The organism is Paenibacillus sp. ACRRY, from assembly GCF_022346995.1.
Classification (GTDB): Bacteria; Bacillota; Bacilli; order Paenibacillales; family Paenibacillaceae; genus Paenibacillus.
The window spans coordinates 110,814-126,571 of sequence record NZ_JAKRNM010000011.1 but is presented as its reverse complement, the minus strand read 5'-3'; the positions used below and the strand labels follow the sequence as shown (position 1 = coordinate 126,571).

The following is a 15,758-nucleotide window of genomic DNA, read 5'->3' as shown; positions in this document are numbered from 1 at the left end:
ATTTCATATAGTCCTTATACAGTAAAAGGATTACTCCGGGCCGTCACCACCATGACCCGGAATAATCCTTTTTCTTCGCTATTTTTTAAACATCGCAATACACCAGACCAACTCAACCCGTGATTCCTTGCAGGGCATACTCTCGCACTTTATTCTTAATCTCTCTGACCGACAACACCGAATCCATCAGGTTCCGCGTATAGGGATGACTGGCTGCACGATTCAGCTGCGCACTTTCCAACACTTCAACTATCTCTCCCTTGTACATAACCGCAGTACGATCGCTAACCTGCTGCACCACAGCCAGGTCATGCGATATGAAGATATATGAAATCCCCATCTCCTTACGCAATCGGACCAACAGGTGCAAAATTTGCTGCTGAATGGAAACATCGAGTGCCGAGGTAGTTTCATCAAATATTATTACATCCGGCTGCACTCCGATCGCCCGGGCAATAACCACTCGCTGCTGCTCCCCACCGCTGATTTCATGTGGATACTTGTCAGCAATAGCAGCAGGCAGCCCCACCAGTTCCAGCAAACGATGAATTTCCTTTTCACCCTGCCTGCGTTTGATCAGTTTATAGTTCAATAAAGGCTCAAGGATAAATGATCCCACCCTCATGCGGGGATTGAAAATCGCCGAAGGTTCCTGAAAAACCATCTGAATCTGCTTGCGCTGAAGCCGCAAAGCCTCTTCCCTTATCAGAGTAATATCCTGCTGACGATAGATAATCTGCCCGGAGGTTGCCTTTTCCAGATGAGTCACGCATTTGGCCAAAGTGCTCTTGCCACTTCCGCTCTCCCCTACAATTCCCAGACATTCTCCCGGATAGAGCTTCAGGTTGATCGATTGCAATGCTGAATGGGCTCCCTGGCCTCTGGATTCGTAGGTTTTACTTAAATCCCTCATTTCCAGAACGGGTATCCTCTCATCTACCATCCGTATTCCCCTCCAATTCAGGTACTGCAGCTAGCAATTCACGGGTATATGCATGACGTGGACCTGTAATAATGCTTGAAGTTTGTCCAAACTCAACCAGCGACCCGTTCTGCATTACACCGATGTAGTCTGCCATATGGGCTGCAACGGCGATATTGTGCGTCACAATGATCATCCCTGTTCCCTGACTTGCCCGAAGGTTGGTCAATCGTTTGATCACTTCAACCTGAGTGGTTACATCCAGCGCACTCGTCGGTTCATCGGCAAGCAGCAGTTCTGGCTCCATCGTTATCGCCATGGCAATTGCCGTTCGCTGCTTCATGCCTCCGCTAAGCTGGCCGGGGTACATACTCATCATCCGCTCGGGGTCATCCAGTCCCATCTGTGAGAGCATGTCCACCGCCATGGCATAGGCAGCTTTCTTCGATAGTTTAACGTGTGTACGGATCGCCTCGATGTACTGACTTCCTATTGGGCGGATGGGATTCAGATAAGAACCGCTATCCTGAAAAACCATGGCCATCCGCTTGCCGCGTATATCGTGCCAATCCTTATGCGAATAACTAAATATCGATTTCTCCTGAAAAACAATGTCTCCCCCGGCATACTGCCCACCGTCTGGCAGCATGCCGTGCAAAGCTCGAAGCAACGTCGATTTACCACTTCCGCTCTCGCCCACGATTCCGATGATCTCAGCGGCATTCATTGCAAACGATACATTCTGCAGTGCGGGTGAACCACCCTTATACGTTACAGAAAGTCGATCTACACCCAGTAAAGCGCTCATTATTGCCTAACCTGGATATTGCGATCCAGGAGATAAAAGTCGATCGGATACATCGTCGCACCCTGTACGGCGCTCTTGCTTACAATGTTAATTGGAGTGTAGGTAATAAACATGTATGCTGCATCATCCAGAATCATCTGCTGGGCTTCTGCAGCCAGTTCATATCTTTTCTCCACATCGAATTCGGAATGCAGCTGCTGAATCACCGCATCCAGCTTCGGATTGCTATATCCACCGATGTTCCACTCTGCTCCCGTTTTGAAATAAAAGTCGAGAATATACTGGGGATCTCCGGTAATCCCTGTATTAATGCTGGTCAGAGCCAAATCATAGTTCCCGCTTTTTTGATGATCAGTTAGATCCTCGTAAGAGGTCATTTCCAGGTTAATCCCAATCTCCTTGAGTTGGGACTGCATTGCAGCAGCCACAATGGAGTCTGATTCGTAAGCCGAATTGAGAATCAATTGGAGCGTTAGCTTTTGTCCGTCTTTTTCCCGAATACCGTCCCCATCCGCATCCTTGTAGCCAGCCTCATCCAACAGCTTCTTGGCTGTCTCCGGTTCATAGTCATATCCCTTGACCTGATCATATCCAAAAGGCAGAGCCGAGGTAAACGGGCCTTTGGCCGCCTGACCGCCCACCAGTGTGTTTGCATACATCTCGCGGCTTATGCCGTACGAGATTGCACGCCGTACTTCCGGATCGCTTAGCAGCGGGTTTTTCGTATTAAACCATACAAACTGTGTTCGCAGGCTCGGGATTTCATCAATCGTATATTGACTCTGATCCTGGAACAATGCCAAGCTGCTTCGTCCCACGTTACTGGCTACATCAATCTCACCCGATTGCAGCGCAAGAGCACGCGTGCTGTCATCCTTGATGTATTTGAATGTAATGGTATCCACATCGGCTGCCCCGTCCCAGTATCCGCCATACTTCTTCACCTGAATCTCCTGATCCGGCGTATATCCTGTTACCATAAATGGACCTGTGGCGATAGGTTCGCTCTTGAATTTGGATGTATCTGCACTCGTATCCACAATCACAAACAAAGGTTCAGCAATATTACCAAGCAGCGATGCATAAGGCTCCGTTGTTTTGATGGTGAGATCCTGACCTTCTGCGGTCATGGAAGCCACCGGTAAGGTCGATTGTCCTCTCTCATTCAGCTCCATGGAACGTTCAATGGACTTCTTCACCGCATCTGCAGTAACCTTATTCCCATTATGGAACGTTACGCCGTCCCGAATATGAAAATGCCATGTCGTATCATCGATACGTTCCCAACTATCTGCGATTTTTGGTACCAATTTCATATTTTCGTCAAACTGAATCAAGGTCTCTCCTATTGCTGCTCGTGTAAGGGTCCAGCCGTTCCACTCCTCTGCCGGATCCAGATTACTTCCAAGCCAGAATAACGCCACATTCAGGTGAGTTGGTGTAACTGCACTGCCCTTGTCCGCCTCAGCCGCTTCTTCACCAGAAGATGATGAGGTGGAAGTACTTGTTGTGGTTTGGCCACAAGCTGCGATAATACATAAAACCAATAATGACAGTACGGTAAGCGTTAGCGTTTTTCCATATCTCGATTTCATTCCCGTTCCTCCTGTTAAGCTGCCTTTTTCTTGGGGTCCAGCACATCCCTCAGACTGTCGCCCAGCAAATTAAAAATGATCACTGTACAAAATATCGCAAGTCCCGGATAAATCAACAGCCACGGAGCTGTCTGCAAATATCGTCTGCCTTCATTCAGCATTGCCCCCCACTCCGGTTCGGGAGGTTGAGCACCCAGCCCCAGAAATGAAAGGCCTGAGATGGATAACATCATGCCGCCCACATCCATCATCGCCATGACAATGAGAGGAGACAGCATGTTGGGCAGGATTGTTCTGGTGATGATCTGAATCTTCCGCGCGCCGCTGAAGGCTGCCGCAGCGACATATTCCTTTTGCTGAAGCGAGATCACCAGACTTCTTGCCAGTCGTGCATACTTCGCCCACCAGACAACCGCCAGGGCAATTACCGTATTAAATAGGCCTGGCCCCAGCATCCCCACTACTGCGATGGCGAAGATCAATCCTGGAAAGGCCATCAGCGTATCAGATAACCGCATCAGTACTATATCTGTCAGGCCACGAGCGAAACCTGCGATAACACCAATGGCTACACCAAGCACAAAAACAATTCCGATCATCATAAATGTAAGCAGAAGCGACGTCCTGGCCCCGTAAAGGAGACGCGATAACACGCAGCGTCCAAGCTGATCGGTTCCAAGCGGATATTCCGAACTGGCTGGCTGCAGTACCTTGGCAAAATTCGTTGCCAGTGGATCATGCGGTGCGAGCAGCGGCGCAATCATGGCGAGAATGACCCAGAGGAGGGTCATTGAACATAGAAAAGTGAACCAGCGATGCTGTGTCAAAATAAGCTTAACTTCTCTCATCTAGACATCCACGTCCAGTCGAATCCGCGGGTCATGCAGATGCGTCCAGAGATCAACGATCAGATTCAGCAATACATAGATGGTTGCCATCCAGATGACGTAGCCCTGAATCAGGGGATAGTCCCTTGTAAAGATGGCATCCACCGCCATCTGCCCTACCCCCGGCCATACGAACAAACTTTCCACAATGGCTGCCCCGCCGAGCAGGGCGCCTGTAGACATGCCCATGAGCGTAACGATGGGCAATAATATATTGGGTAAAATATGATGCATCATAATGACTCTCTCCTTCACACCTCTGGCTCTGGCCCCCGTGACATAGTTCTGGGACATCTCTTCCAGAATTACCGTACGGATCTGCCTGATATATTGGGCGATCAGAGGTAACGCCAGTGTGCATGCGGGCAATATCAGGCTGTTCCAGCCCGAGCTCCCCATGACGGGCAGCAGCTTGAGCTGTACGCCAAACACCAGCATGAGCAGCATCCCGAGCCAGAAGCTCGGCATGGATAACCCGGCAAACGAAAACAGGCGAATGACGTAATCCAGCACGTTGTTTCTGTAGACCGCCGACAAAATACCCAATGGAAACGAAATCAGAATGACCAGCAGCAGGGCACTTCCTGTTAGCCGAAGTGTGGCTGGAAGCCTGGACAACAGAATATCGAGCACAGGCCTGTCGTATTTATAAGACGTTCCAAAATCTCCGGTAACCACCTGTCCAAGCCAGGTTCCGTAGCGTATCCAAAACGGCTGATCCAGCCCCAGCTGGATACGTACCTGCTGCACCAATTCGTCCGACGGAGTGACTCCTGTAGACATGAGCATAAGCCTTGCCGGGTCCCCCGGAGACAGATAGGTTAGCAGAAACGTCAGAAACGAAATGCCGAATAACACGGCTACCAGTTGAATGAATCTTTTAACAATATATCTACTCACATGTCTGACATCCTCTCCCCAATCTCCAACCCGCACGTGACTTGTCCATGCATACCAAAAAGACGTCTCTCTCCGCTAATACCGGATAAGGACGTCTTAAATAAACAGATTTTCAGAAAAAATCATGCTCTCTAAACACCTTCCTATCTCCCGTAGGTACTACTGTGTTGTCAAACTAGGCAGGTCTCCTGGCTCCAGAATCCTCATCATTGCAGCACCTTCCCGGTCTAAACCAGTGGCATAACGCTGCATGACTCCTCTGTTACAGTGGCGGGACCGCGCCGGCATTACACCGGTCTTCCCTATTAAGCTTCTACCCGAAGGTATAGCACCCAGTTCCACATATTCAATTGAAATGCATTCTGTACCAGTATAGCTGGCTCACAGATAATGATCAAAGCATTTATTCAAATTTGAAACAGCTCATCAGCCTACCCCCGCTCTCTCGAACCTTTTGGGGAAACCCCTGTCACACGCTTGAACATCTTGGAAAATAACAACGGATCCGTATACCCTACAGAATGGGCAACCTCACTGACCGAAAGCGTTGAACTCTGCAGCAGCTCTGCTGCGCGATTCATCCGGTATTCAAGAAAAAAGGCCTGCAGCGACTTCCCGTACTTCTCCTTAAAAAGACCGGACAGATAGGTACGATCCAGACGCACGGAATGCGCAATATCAAGGATGGACGTCTTCTGGCTATACCTGTTCTCCATAAACTGGACAGCTTGTCTGATGTATTCATCCTTGGTGGAAAGAGGCCTCTGCGGCGTATGCTCATCAGGGGAGGAGGAGATCAGTTCGGCCATTAATCGGTACAGCAGACTCTGGCTGAATACATCTCCACCATTGCGCGAGGAGGCTTGAGTCATCTCTGCATACAAACCATCCATTACCTTTGGATCCCTGGCTTCAAATACGGGACATTCTGGACTCAAGTTTGCCCGCTGCATGAATGTCTTGGCTTGTACGCCCTTAAATCCGAACCAGGAGTATGTCCACGGCTCCTTCGCATCGGCCTCATAATGAATAATGGTATCCGGCAGAATGGCGAATCCCTGACCCTGCGTCAAATGGTATTCCTTATCTTCCATACGAACGGTTCCCCGTCCCTCATGAATGTAATGAACCACATAGGAATCTCGTACCCCCGGACCCCAATAATGAGACGGATCACAATCCTCCCAGCCGAAAAAAAGCAACACCAGCTCCATCTGTGTCCAGTCCATGGGCACCACGTTCATCTCGATTGGGCTCACCTTCTCATCCCTTCCCTTCTTCCGTATCAACATTTATCTTACTTCATATTATAACAGGTATATTCGTTAAATATCAGCTGAAAGCGGGACTAAAAATGGGATTATGCCATGTATGGGAGAGGTTGAACCATAGTTATATAAGCCGGATCGGCCTATAGTTGGGGTACACCATTATTCAGGGAGGCTGGACTTGAGATGAACAAAATTACGTTTCTCGGTGCAGGCAGCACCGTTTTTGTCAAAAATGTATTAGGTGACGTTATGATGACCGAAGCACTGCAGGATTTTGAATTGGCCTTGTATGATATCGATGCCGAACGGCTGAATGATTCGGAGCGACTGCTGACCAGTATGGGCCATTCTCTTGGAAGCCGTTGTTCCGTCAAAAAATACACCGACCGCAAAGAAGCGCTGCGCGGTGCCAAATATGTCATTAACGCCATTCAAGTGGGTGGATATGATCCATGTACGATTACGGACTTCGAAATACCGAAAAAATATGGACTGCGTCAAACCATTGCTGACACCCTCGGCATTGGCGGTATCTTCCGCAATTTGCGAACCATTCCGGTCATGCTCGACTTTGCCCGGGACATGCAGGAAGTATGTCCTGATGCCTGGTTCCTGAACTACACCAACCCGATGGCCGTACTGACCAATGTCATGAACGTGCATGGAGGAATCAAAACGGTAGGCCTGTGCCACAGTGTGCAGGTATGCGTGCCTCACCTGTTTGAAGCGCTGGGAATGAATCAGACAGGCGTAGTTGCAAAAGTGGCAGGAATTAACCATATGGCCTGGCTGCTGGAAGTGACGAGAGATGGTCAGGATCTGTATCCGGAGATTAAACGCCTGGCGAGGGAAAAACAGAAGGAGCAGCATCATGATATGGTGCGTTTCGAGCTGATGAATCGTTTTGGATACTACGTAACGGAGTCTTCCGAGCACAATGCCGAGTATCATCCATACTTTATCAAACGGAATTATCCGGAATTGATCGAACGCTTCAACATCCCGCTGGATGAGTATCCGCGCCGCTGCGTGAACCAGATTGAAGGATGGAAGGAAATGCGCGAGAAGCTGTTTGCCAGTGAACATATTGAACATACGCGCAGCCGTGAATACGCTTCGCACATCATGGAAGCGATGGAAACGGACCGTCCATACAAAATCGGCGGTAATGTAATGAATACCGGTCTAATTACCAACCTGCCTCGTGAGGCCTGTGTCGAGGTTCCATGTCTGGTGGACGGATCCGGAATCAGCCCAACTTACATTGGCGACCTGCCTCCACAGCTGGCTGCACTGAACCGCACCAACATCAACACTCAGCTGCTGACGATTGAAGCGGCCATGACGGGCAAAAAGGAACATATCTATCATGCCGCCATGCTGGATCCGCACACCGCTGCCGAGTTGTCCATCGATGACATTGTTGCCATGTGCGATGAACTGATCGAAGCTCATGGTGATTGGCTGCCGAAGTATACATCCTAAAGCAAACGATATTCTTCATTTCATTGTTGATTAAAAAAGCGCCGAAGACCTCTGTAAATTCAGGAGGCTCCGGTGCTTTTCTAATAAGGGATTCTTATTACAATTTCATACTAATCCTGAAGCAAAAAGCGGTATCCGATTCCCGGCTCGGTCTGGATGAATCGTGGCTGCGTAGGGTCTTCCTTTAATTTTTTGCGCAGATGACCCACGTAGACCCTCAGATAGTGACTGTCGGATTCGTGATGATGCCCGCCCCACACCTGCTGCAGCAGCTGACGCTGGGTAATGATCTTTCCGGCGTTGGAGGCCAGAACCTTGAGCATATCGTACTCCGTTGGTGTTAATTTGATCGGCAAACCATCCAGCTCCACCTGCCTTTGTGCCAGATCTACAGTGAGAGACCCAAAACGCAGCACGGGTTCATCGGTTGTCTTCGCTACATGGCGGAGTGCAACCCGAATCCGGGCAACCAGTTCACCCATGCCAAACGGCTTCGTTACATAATCATCAGCCCCACCGTCAAGCGCAGCAATCTTGTCTTCCTCGCGCTCCTTCGCCGTCAGCACAATAATGGGCACCTGGGACCATTCGCGAACACGATGCAGCACGTCCATCCCGGACATCCCCGGCAGACCCAGATCGAGTATGATCAGATCCGGATGAACGATGCTCGCCTGAATGACAGCCTCGTCGCCATCTCCACATTCATGAATCTCGAATTGATGAGCCTGCAGTGTCACCTTCAGCAGTTTGCGAATCTGTGGTTCATCATCTACAACCAATATGCGAGCCCCTTGCGATGCCGTCATGTTACTCAACCTCTCCTTGCCCTCTATAGGGAAATAATGCTTCCGGTGCTTCCATGGGCAAACAGATACTCATTCTTGTTCCGCCTCCCGGATTGGAATCTGCACTAATTGATCCTCCGTGAACCTCAACGATCCCTTTGCATATGGCCAGTCCCAGTCCTGTGCCCGTCACATGACGAGAGGATTCTGACCGGTAAAACTTCTCAAATATCCGCTCCTTATCGGCATCGGGAATACCCACGCCATGGTCCGCTACCACAATGGTCAGCGTGGCATTTCTCTCATCCCTCATAACGATGATAACAATCTCGCTATAGTCAGAAGAATATTTAATGGCATTGCTGACAACATTGATCAGTACCTGTTCCAGCAGCACTTCATCTCCACATATAAATAACGGTTGATCCGGCAAATCCACACGAATGCTCCGATGCTTGCTGAATTCCCTTACTTGCGTTAACACCACGCTGATCATATCGCCTACGTCACACCATTTCCTGCGCAGCTGCAGCATGCCGCTCTCCAGCTTCACCATGCCCAGCAAATTGGTCACGAGCCGGTTCATGCGCATGGCACCATCCCGAATATTGCCCGTCAATTCTTTTCGATCTTCCGGGGTAAAGATGGCGTCATTCTCAATCAATCCTGTAGCGGATCCAATGATCGTCGTTAAAGGCGTCCGCAGTTCGTGGGACACAGAGTCCAGCAAAGCCGTGCGAATGCGCTCTGATTCGGCGGTCATCTGTGCCACCCGAGCTTCCTCTGCCAGTTTGACGCGAGCAATCGCACTGGCTGCCAGCCCTCCACAGGCCTCCAGCAATTGCAGCTGTTCCCGCTGCTCCTGAATATCACGGGCCTCCATACGAACGGCAAGCACGCCGTGTATCTGATCTTCCGTACGCAAGGGAACGTACAGACCGGAGGATTCCCGCAGGCTGGTAGAACCTCTCCCCGCTGTTTCGCCATTCCTGTACACCCACTTGGCAATCGCAATCTCTGATTCCTCTCCACCCCATACTGCGGTTCCCAGGTCATCAGCAGATGCCGTTACTTTCAGCTCATCATGAGCATCAGGCAAATATACGGCAGCCTGGGTACCCAGTGTGTGTGATACTTGCTTCGCAATATGATGGACCAGTGTATCCAGATCTGTAACAGCCGTCATCTGGCGGCTGAGCGCATACAATGAATTTGTTGTGGCCTCACGCTGCCTAACCATCTCCAGCTGCTGACGCAAGCGACTGGATAGCGTGGCGGTTAATACGGCCACCGCCAAATACACAACAAAAGAAAAAATATATCGCAGATCCGCAACGGTAAAACTGAGATTCGGAGGTACAAAAAAGAAATCAAACATGATTACGCTAAGACTCGCTGCGTAGATTGCAGGACCCAATCCCCAGTAAACGGCACTTACCAAAATGGGAAACAGGTAAATGAGTGAGACGTTTACCAGATCACTACTCATGCCGATGACATGGAGCAGTGGGGTTAACAAGGTAATGCCAATGGTTACCCATACATATTGGGGAACCCGGTGCAACCGAGGAATCCCCTTCTCTTCTGTGTTTCGTTCAGGCACAGTCCTTTTTCACATCCCGCTTGGATCATAATCGTAATCTGCAACTATTAATACATCCATATGTCTGGACAGCCGTACCAGCCGATTGATCACCGATCCGGCACCTCGGTAGCCATTTAGCCACCAGAGCCTTTTCGCTTGACCAACCACCAGCTGCGTTGCTTTTTCTTCTGCTGCCTTGCTTGCCAAAATGCTTGATACTTCCCTTAGATTCTCACTGTGATGAATATGAAATTCACCACCCAGCCTGACGGTCAGCTGTTCCAGGGCCTCCAGCTGATCCTTTGCTTCCTCACTCATTACCTTGCCTACATGTACATGATGTACATGCCATACTGCCTTCAACCGATATGCCGTTCGAAAACCACGGCGAATTAACCGCTCCGCATGGTTGTCACTGCTTACACAGACAAAGACCGCTTCCTGTCTTCGCCAAGGGCCCCGAAGCGCACTTTTTTGCTCCTTCGCTTCCAGCCGTTCATCCACATCATCGGCCAGTTCACGCAGGGCAAGCTCTCGCAATGCAATCAGATTGCCAATGCGGAAGAAATTTGCAAGTGCCTGCTCCACCTTGGCTGCTGCATAGATTTTACCTTCCCGCATGCGCTGCCGCAAGGCCTGAGGTGCAACATCGATTAACTGCACTTCATCTGCCATTTGCATAATCTGATCCGGCACCGTCTCCCGTACCCGAATGCCCGTAATGTGCTCTACGGCATCGTTCAGGCTTTCCAGATGCTGCACGTTAACGGTCGTGATTACCGAGATCCCTGCATCCAGCAGATGAAGCACGTCTTCGTAACGTTTTTTCCTTACGCTTCCGGGTACATTGGTATGGGCCAGTTCATCCACCAACACAACTTCCGGGCAAAGACGGAGAATAGCCTCCGTATCCATTTCCTCCAATGCTACTCCCTGATAGGTAAGGCGATCCCGTGGAATAACAAGCAGCTGTCCGATCTGTTCCGTGGTTTCGGCCCGATTGTGCGTCTCCAGTAGGCCAATTCGGACATCGATACCTTTGCGGAGCAGATCGTTGCCTTCCCGCAGCATCATATAGGTTTTGCCTACGCCCGGGGCTGCACCGATGTATACTTTGAATTTGCCTCGCTGAATCTGGCCGATCTGTTTCTTCACTTCGTGATCGCTTAATCTGCGATAGGTTGTGCTGCCGATATCAGGCAATTTCGCGGGAAGTAATCGTTCTCCATCCAGTTCGGTTCGGTCTGCAAGCAGGAACAGATCTACCCCCTGCAGCTTGTGCAGGAGCGAATTGATGACTGAACCTTGCCATAGCTCCTGCCAGCGGGTATGACGTGAGTGTCCCATCACAATACGCGTAATCTGCTGCCTGGCAGCATAACGTGCCAAGGCAGCTGGAATCCTGCGACGATGCGTCATAGGCAATTCCTCGAATGCTCCTCCGAATTTCTCCACCAGCTTGATCATGTTTCGCCGAAATACCGTAGCTTCCTTGGTCAATGCCTTCTTCCTGTCGCGGAAGGTGACTACGCATAAATCACCATTCAGTCTCTTCGCAATCTGCTGCCCTCTTCGAATATAAATGGATCCATTCCAATGATATTGGGTCGACACCAGCACCCGTTCCATGATGCCTGTTGTCATGGTAATGCCCATCTCTTCCCGGTGTTCCCGCAGGGATTCATTGACTCCTTCAGCAACGAGTTTCAGCGCCAGTTCCCGTAAAATGCCCAGGTTGCCCTGTCTAAACAAAGCCTCTCTCTCATAACCCTTCAAATGACCTTCAGCAAGCCGGGTCAGAACCGTTTCCGGTGTCACATCGATCAGCTTCACTTCGTCAGCCAATTCAAGTGTCCCCGCAGGAACGGTATACTCTGCCGCAAACCCTGTGAGTTTACGGGCCAGTTCAGTATACCCTTCCAACTCGTAGACGTTCACCGTTGTGATCACACTGATGTTGTGTTTTAGCAGATACTGAATATCCTCCAGCCTCGTAGCATGCAGAGCTCCCTCACGGTTTCTATGCGCCAGTCCGTCCACGAGCACCACTTCCGGATTGCGTTCCAGCAGTGCATCTACATTCAGGTCCTTCATCTCCATGCCATCTCTCTGACGGCACCAGTGGATACTTGGAATCCGTTCAAGCTCGCCGAGCTGTTCCACGGTTTCGGGTCTTTGCATGGTCGATACCGCGCAGATCACGACATCAATGCCTTGCTGGCGCAGCGTATTCCCCTCTCTTAGCATATGATAGGTTTTGCCTGAACCGCTGACCGGACCGATATAGATGGTGAGCGTGCCCTGCTGCAGCTTCGTAATCATCTTCAGAATATCCTCAGCTGATCTTCGCTTGAAGCCTTCATGCATCCTTTGATGTCTCCTTCCAATGATTTAAAATGGAGAAAGCCCCTTCCGAAATCCGGAAGAAGGCCAATGATAGATAAGGCAATCCATGTCGCTTTTGACTTGAGCTCAAATACATTCCTTCAGCTAATTCAGCTCTGCTGTCAGCGCCAGATTCAGTGCAGTCACATTGACACGCGGCTCGCCGAATATGCCGAGCTGACGCCCTTGAACATGCGCTTCCACAAGTTTTATGAGCTGCTGCTCACTAAGGCCCGTCGCCTGACTAATTCGTGGGATCTGTGCTTTTGCTGCTTCTGGCGAAAGGTCAGGATCCAGACCTGAGCCCGAACCAGTCACCAGGTCGGCAGGAATCTGCTGCAGTGTCGGATTTTCCTGTCTAAGCTGAGCAATCTTGTCTTTCATCTCACTGATATACTCTTCCGAAGCTACGGCCCGATTGGAGCCCGCCGATGCCGTCGGGTCATAACTCGCATTGGATGCACGGGGTTGGAACATGGCCGGTGATTTTACTTCCTGTGCCAGCAGAGATGAACCAATAACTTTCTCATTTTGGATTATCAGGCTACCATTCGCTTCTGCGGGAAATAGCAGCTGTGCCGCAACAGTCGTCACCAGAGGATACACGATGCCGCAGATCAGCATAAGTACAACAGATAAGCGGATGGCAGGCAGTATGGTCTTCATATCAGTCACATCCTGAATTCGTTAGTATAAAACAAATTGAGCGTTACACTATATCACTTCGATTACAGCACCATCTTCCGATCGCTGTTATCCCCAAATTTTTTGAACTACTCCCAATGGAGAAAATCCGTGGATAGCTTAGGCTTCCGAAGTAGCTTTCTTGCAGAAAGCTTTTAGGCGAACGCTTCGCTTCTTCAGATTTGTTCTGCTCTCTCCGTTTTTGTGTGAAAGGGAGTCCAATATATATGGATTAATGTCACACCAGATGAAGCCCCGAAAGGATCAGATCAATTAGCTTAATCCCGATAAAGGGCACGATCACTCCACCCACGCCATAGATCAATACATTGCGTCCGAGCAGCCGTTCGGCTGACATGGCCCGGTACTTCACGCCCTTCATCGCAATCGGGATAAGCAGCGGGATGATGATTGCGTTGAAAATCAATGCGGACAGAATGGCCGATTGCGGTGAAGCCAGATTCATAATGTTCAGCGATTGAAGCTGCGGCATGGCGATAATAAACATCGCCGGGATAATGGCAAAGTATTTGGCAATATCATTCGATATCGAAAAAGTGGTCAGCGCACCGCGTGTAATCAGCAGCTGCTTCCCAATGGAGACCACCGACAGCAGCTTGGTCGGGTCGGAATCCAGGTCAATCATGTTGGCCGCTTCCTTGGCCGCCATGGTCCCCGAATTCATCGCCAGGCCCACATCTGCCTGCGCCAAGGCAGGTGCATCATTGGTACCGTCGCCGGTCATGGCGACGAGCTTGCCTGCCTGCTGCTCTTTTTTGATCGCGGCAATCTTGTCTTCCGGCTTCGCTTCAGCAATAAAGTCATCCACGCCCGCTTCCAGCGCAATCGTGGCTGCCGTAAGTGGATTGTCACCTGTACACATGATCGTTTTGATCCCCATGGATCGCATCTCGGCAAACTTCTCCTTCAGACCAGGCTTCACTGTATCCTTCAGGTAGATTACACCGTAGATCCGGTCATCGATCGCAACGGCAAGGGGAGTGCCTCCAGCCTTGGCAATACGATGAGCAATGTCATCCAGATCGGTAGGAATTCGTGCGCCCCGGGAAGCAATATGATGCTTGATGGCATCTACTGCGCCCTTGCGAATCTGCATTCCACTGCCGAGATTGAGCCCCGACATTCGGGTCTCTGCGGTAAATTCCACATTCTCTGCATCTGCATATTCCTGCTCCTGCCAGCGCTCACCCTGCTTGCCTGCGAGCTCCACCACCGATCGTCCTTCCGGCGTCTCATCACGAACCGAAGCCTGCAGCGCTGCCCGGGTCATCTCCTGCATGGTCACACCCTGAACGGGAATGAACTCGGAGGCCATGCGATTTCCGTACGTAATTGTTCCGGTCTTGTCGAGAATCAGCGTATCAATATCCCCCGCTGCTTCGACCGCTTTGCCTGACATGGCAAGCACGTTGAACTGTGTGACCCGGTCCATTCCGGCAATCCCGATTGCAGACAACAGGCCGCCTATTGTTGTAGGAATTAGGCAAACCAGCAGGGCGATCAGTGTAGCCAGATCAAGGCGAATGCCCAGGTAACTCGCCATCGGTACCATCGTCAGAATGACAATCAGGAAAATCAGGGTCAACACGGCCAGCAGCGTGGTCAGCGCAATTTCATTTGGCGTTTTCTGGCGCTGCGCACCTTCAACCAGAGAGATCATCCGGTCAAGGAAGGATTCTCCCGGATCGGTCTGTACCCGCATGACGATATAGTCGGAAGTGACCCGTGTGCCTCCCGTTACGGAAGAAAAATCACCGCCTGCTTCCTTGATGACTGGTGCCGATTCACCCGTGATGGCGGATTCGTCTATGGAGGCCAATCCTTCAATAATCTCGCCGTCCGTAGGGATCAGTTCTCCCGCTTCCACGCGGACAATATCTCCCTTTTTCAACTGAGTCGATGATACTTGCCGAATTGTCCCATCCTTTTGCATCAATTTGGCGGTCGTATCCGATTTCGTCTTGCGCAGGGTATCTGCCTGGGCTTTGCCCCGGCCTTCAGCGAGCGCTTCAGCAAAATTGGCAAACAGCAGCGTGAACAACAGGATGAGGAACACCGCCATGTTGTACCCCCGTCCCGCTTCCGATGCAGCGAATAGATCCGGATTGATACATAAGAGCAGCGTGATGAACGTACCAACTTCCACGATAAACATGACGGGATTTTTGATCATGACCATCGGATTCAGTTTCTTAAAGGCGTCCAGAGAGGCCTGCCGTACGATGTCTCTGCTTAATCTCCTTTTGCTTGAGCCTTGATGTTGGGGACCGATATGCCCTCCCCCACCCTTGCCGCTTGGTCTATATGTTTCTTTGTCTGTTTCTGCGAATGCTTGGTTACTTTTTCCTTCCACCATCGGTTCCTTCTTTCGCTCTATAGCACCCATTAATTTCGTGCACCTCCATGCTCAACGTCCTTGCTGTACTT

The 15,758-nt window shown here is 50.4% G+C and carries 12 protein-coding genes and 1 riboswitch; of the genes, 1 reads left to right on the top strand and 11 read right to left on the bottom strand.

All coding sequences use genetic code 11. The annotated features are described in order from the left end of the window. Positions 1 to 112: 112 nt before the first annotated feature. From MH144_RS26040 to MH144_RS26015, 6 genes are all read right to left on the bottom strand, one after another. Positions 113 to 913 carry an ABC transporter ATP-binding protein gene (locus MH144_RS26040; protein ID WP_239305184.1) on the bottom strand — a complete coding sequence of 267 codons (801 nt, stop codon included), beginning with the start codon at positions 911 to 913 and terminating at the stop codon, positions 113 to 115. A 19-nt stretch (positions 914 to 932) separates the two neighbouring features. Next, on the bottom strand, positions 933 to 1,730 hold the full coding sequence (locus MH144_RS26035) for an ABC transporter ATP-binding protein (RefSeq protein WP_239305183.1): 798 nt from the start codon (positions 1,728 to 1,730) through the stop codon (positions 933 to 935). Further along, entirely contained in the window at positions 1,730 to 3,325 is a 1,596-nt protein-coding gene (locus tag MH144_RS26030; protein WP_239305182.1) for an ABC transporter substrate-binding protein, read from the bottom strand. Before MH144_RS26030 ends, MH144_RS26035 begins: the two co-directional genes overlap by 1 nt. A gap of 14 nt (positions 3,326 to 3,339) precedes the next feature. Further along, positions 3,340 to 4,173: a nickel transporter permease gene (gene nikC, locus MH144_RS26025; RefSeq protein ID WP_239305181.1), complete on the bottom strand. Its 834-nt coding sequence runs from the start codon at positions 4,171 to 4,173 to the stop codon at positions 3,340 to 3,342. Beyond that, positions 4,174 to 5,112 carry a nickel ABC transporter permease gene (gene nikB, locus MH144_RS31035; protein WP_239305180.1) on the bottom strand — a complete coding sequence of 313 codons (939 nt, stop codon included), beginning with the start codon at positions 5,110 to 5,112 and terminating at the stop codon, positions 4,174 to 4,176. Positions 5,113 to 5,273: 161 nt separating this feature from the next. Next, positions 5,274 to 5,463: riboswitch (cobalamin riboswitch) on the bottom strand. An 80-nt stretch (positions 5,464 to 5,543) separates the two neighbouring features. Next, entirely contained in the window at positions 5,544 to 6,371 is an 828-nt protein-coding gene (locus MH144_RS26015; RefSeq protein ID WP_239305179.1) for an AraC family ligand binding domain-containing protein, read from the bottom strand. Positions 6,372 to 6,566: 195 nt separating this feature from the next. On the opposite strand from MH144_RS26015, the gene melA reads away from it, so the two are divergent. Beyond that, positions 6,567 to 7,868, top strand: coding sequence for an alpha-glucosidase/alpha-galactosidase (melA, locus tag MH144_RS26010; protein WP_239305178.1), 1,302 nt, complete (start codon positions 6,567 to 6,569; stop codon positions 7,866 to 7,868). A gap of 110 nt (positions 7,869 to 7,978) precedes the next feature. Here melA and MH144_RS26005 read toward each other — a convergent pair whose 3' ends face one another. The 5 genes from MH144_RS26005 to kdpB form a co-directional block, all read right to left on the bottom strand. After that, on the bottom strand, positions 7,979 to 8,677 hold the full coding sequence (locus MH144_RS26005) for a response regulator (RefSeq protein WP_095361983.1): 699 nt from the start codon (positions 8,675 to 8,677) through the stop codon (positions 7,979 to 7,981). 1 nt (position 8,678) lies between these two features. Then, the gene (locus MH144_RS26000; protein WP_239305177.1) at positions 8,679 to 10,259 is read right to left on the bottom strand and encodes an ATP-binding protein; all 1,581 of its coding nucleotides are present in this window, start codon (positions 10,257 to 10,259) and stop codon (positions 8,679 to 8,681) included. A 9-nt stretch (positions 10,260 to 10,268) separates the two neighbouring features. Next, the gene (locus tag MH144_RS25995; RefSeq protein ID WP_239305176.1) at positions 10,269 to 12,608 is read right to left on the bottom strand and encodes a histidine kinase; all 2,340 of its coding nucleotides are present in this window, start codon (positions 12,606 to 12,608) and stop codon (positions 10,269 to 10,271) included. 123 nt (positions 12,609 to 12,731) lie between these two features. Then, on the bottom strand, positions 12,732 to 13,292 hold the full coding sequence (kdpC, locus tag MH144_RS25990; protein WP_239305175.1) for a potassium-transporting ATPase subunit KdpC: 561 nt from the start codon (positions 13,290 to 13,292) through the stop codon (positions 12,732 to 12,734). 256 nt (positions 13,293 to 13,548) lie between these two features. Then, on the bottom strand, positions 13,549 to 15,717 hold the full coding sequence (kdpB, locus tag MH144_RS25985; protein ID WP_239305174.1) for a potassium-transporting ATPase subunit KdpB: 2,169 nt from the start codon (positions 15,715 to 15,717) through the stop codon (positions 13,549 to 13,551). Positions 15,718 to 15,758 lie beyond the last annotated feature (41 nt).

Excerpts from the sequence above, each read along its gene's own strand:
- MH144_RS26040 (WP_239305184.1), bottom strand. The coding sequence starts at position 913 with ATGAGGGATTTAAGTAAAACCTACGAATCCAGAGGCCAGGGAGCCCAT.
- MH144_RS26035 (WP_239305183.1), bottom strand. The coding sequence starts at position 1,730 with ATGAGCGCTTTACTGGGTGTAGATCGACTTTCTGTAACGTATAAGGGT.
- MH144_RS26030 (WP_239305182.1), bottom strand. The coding sequence starts at position 3,325 with ATGAAATCGAGATATGGAAAAACGCTAACGCTTACCGTACTGTCATTA.
- nikC (WP_239305181.1), bottom strand. The coding sequence starts at position 4,173 with ATGAGAGAAGTTAAGCTTATTTTGACACAGCATCGCTGGTTCACTTTT.
- melA (WP_239305178.1), top strand. The coding sequence starts at position 6,567 with ATGAACAAAATTACGTTTCTCGGTGCAGGCAGCACCGTTTTTGTCAAA.
- MH144_RS26005 (WP_095361983.1), bottom strand. The coding sequence starts at position 8,677 with ATGACGGCATCGCAAGGGGCTCGCATATTGGTTGTAGATGATGAACCA.
- MH144_RS25995 (WP_239305176.1), bottom strand. The coding sequence starts at position 12,608 with ATGCATGAAGGCTTCAAGCGAAGATCAGCTGAGGATATTCTGAAGATG.
- kdpC (WP_239305175.1), bottom strand. The coding sequence starts at position 13,292 with ATGAAGACCATACTGCCTGCCATCCGCTTATCTGTTGTACTTATGCTG.
- kdpB (WP_239305174.1), bottom strand. The coding sequence starts at position 15,717 with ATGGGTGCTATAGAGCGAAAGAAGGAACCGATGGTGGAAGGAAAAAGT.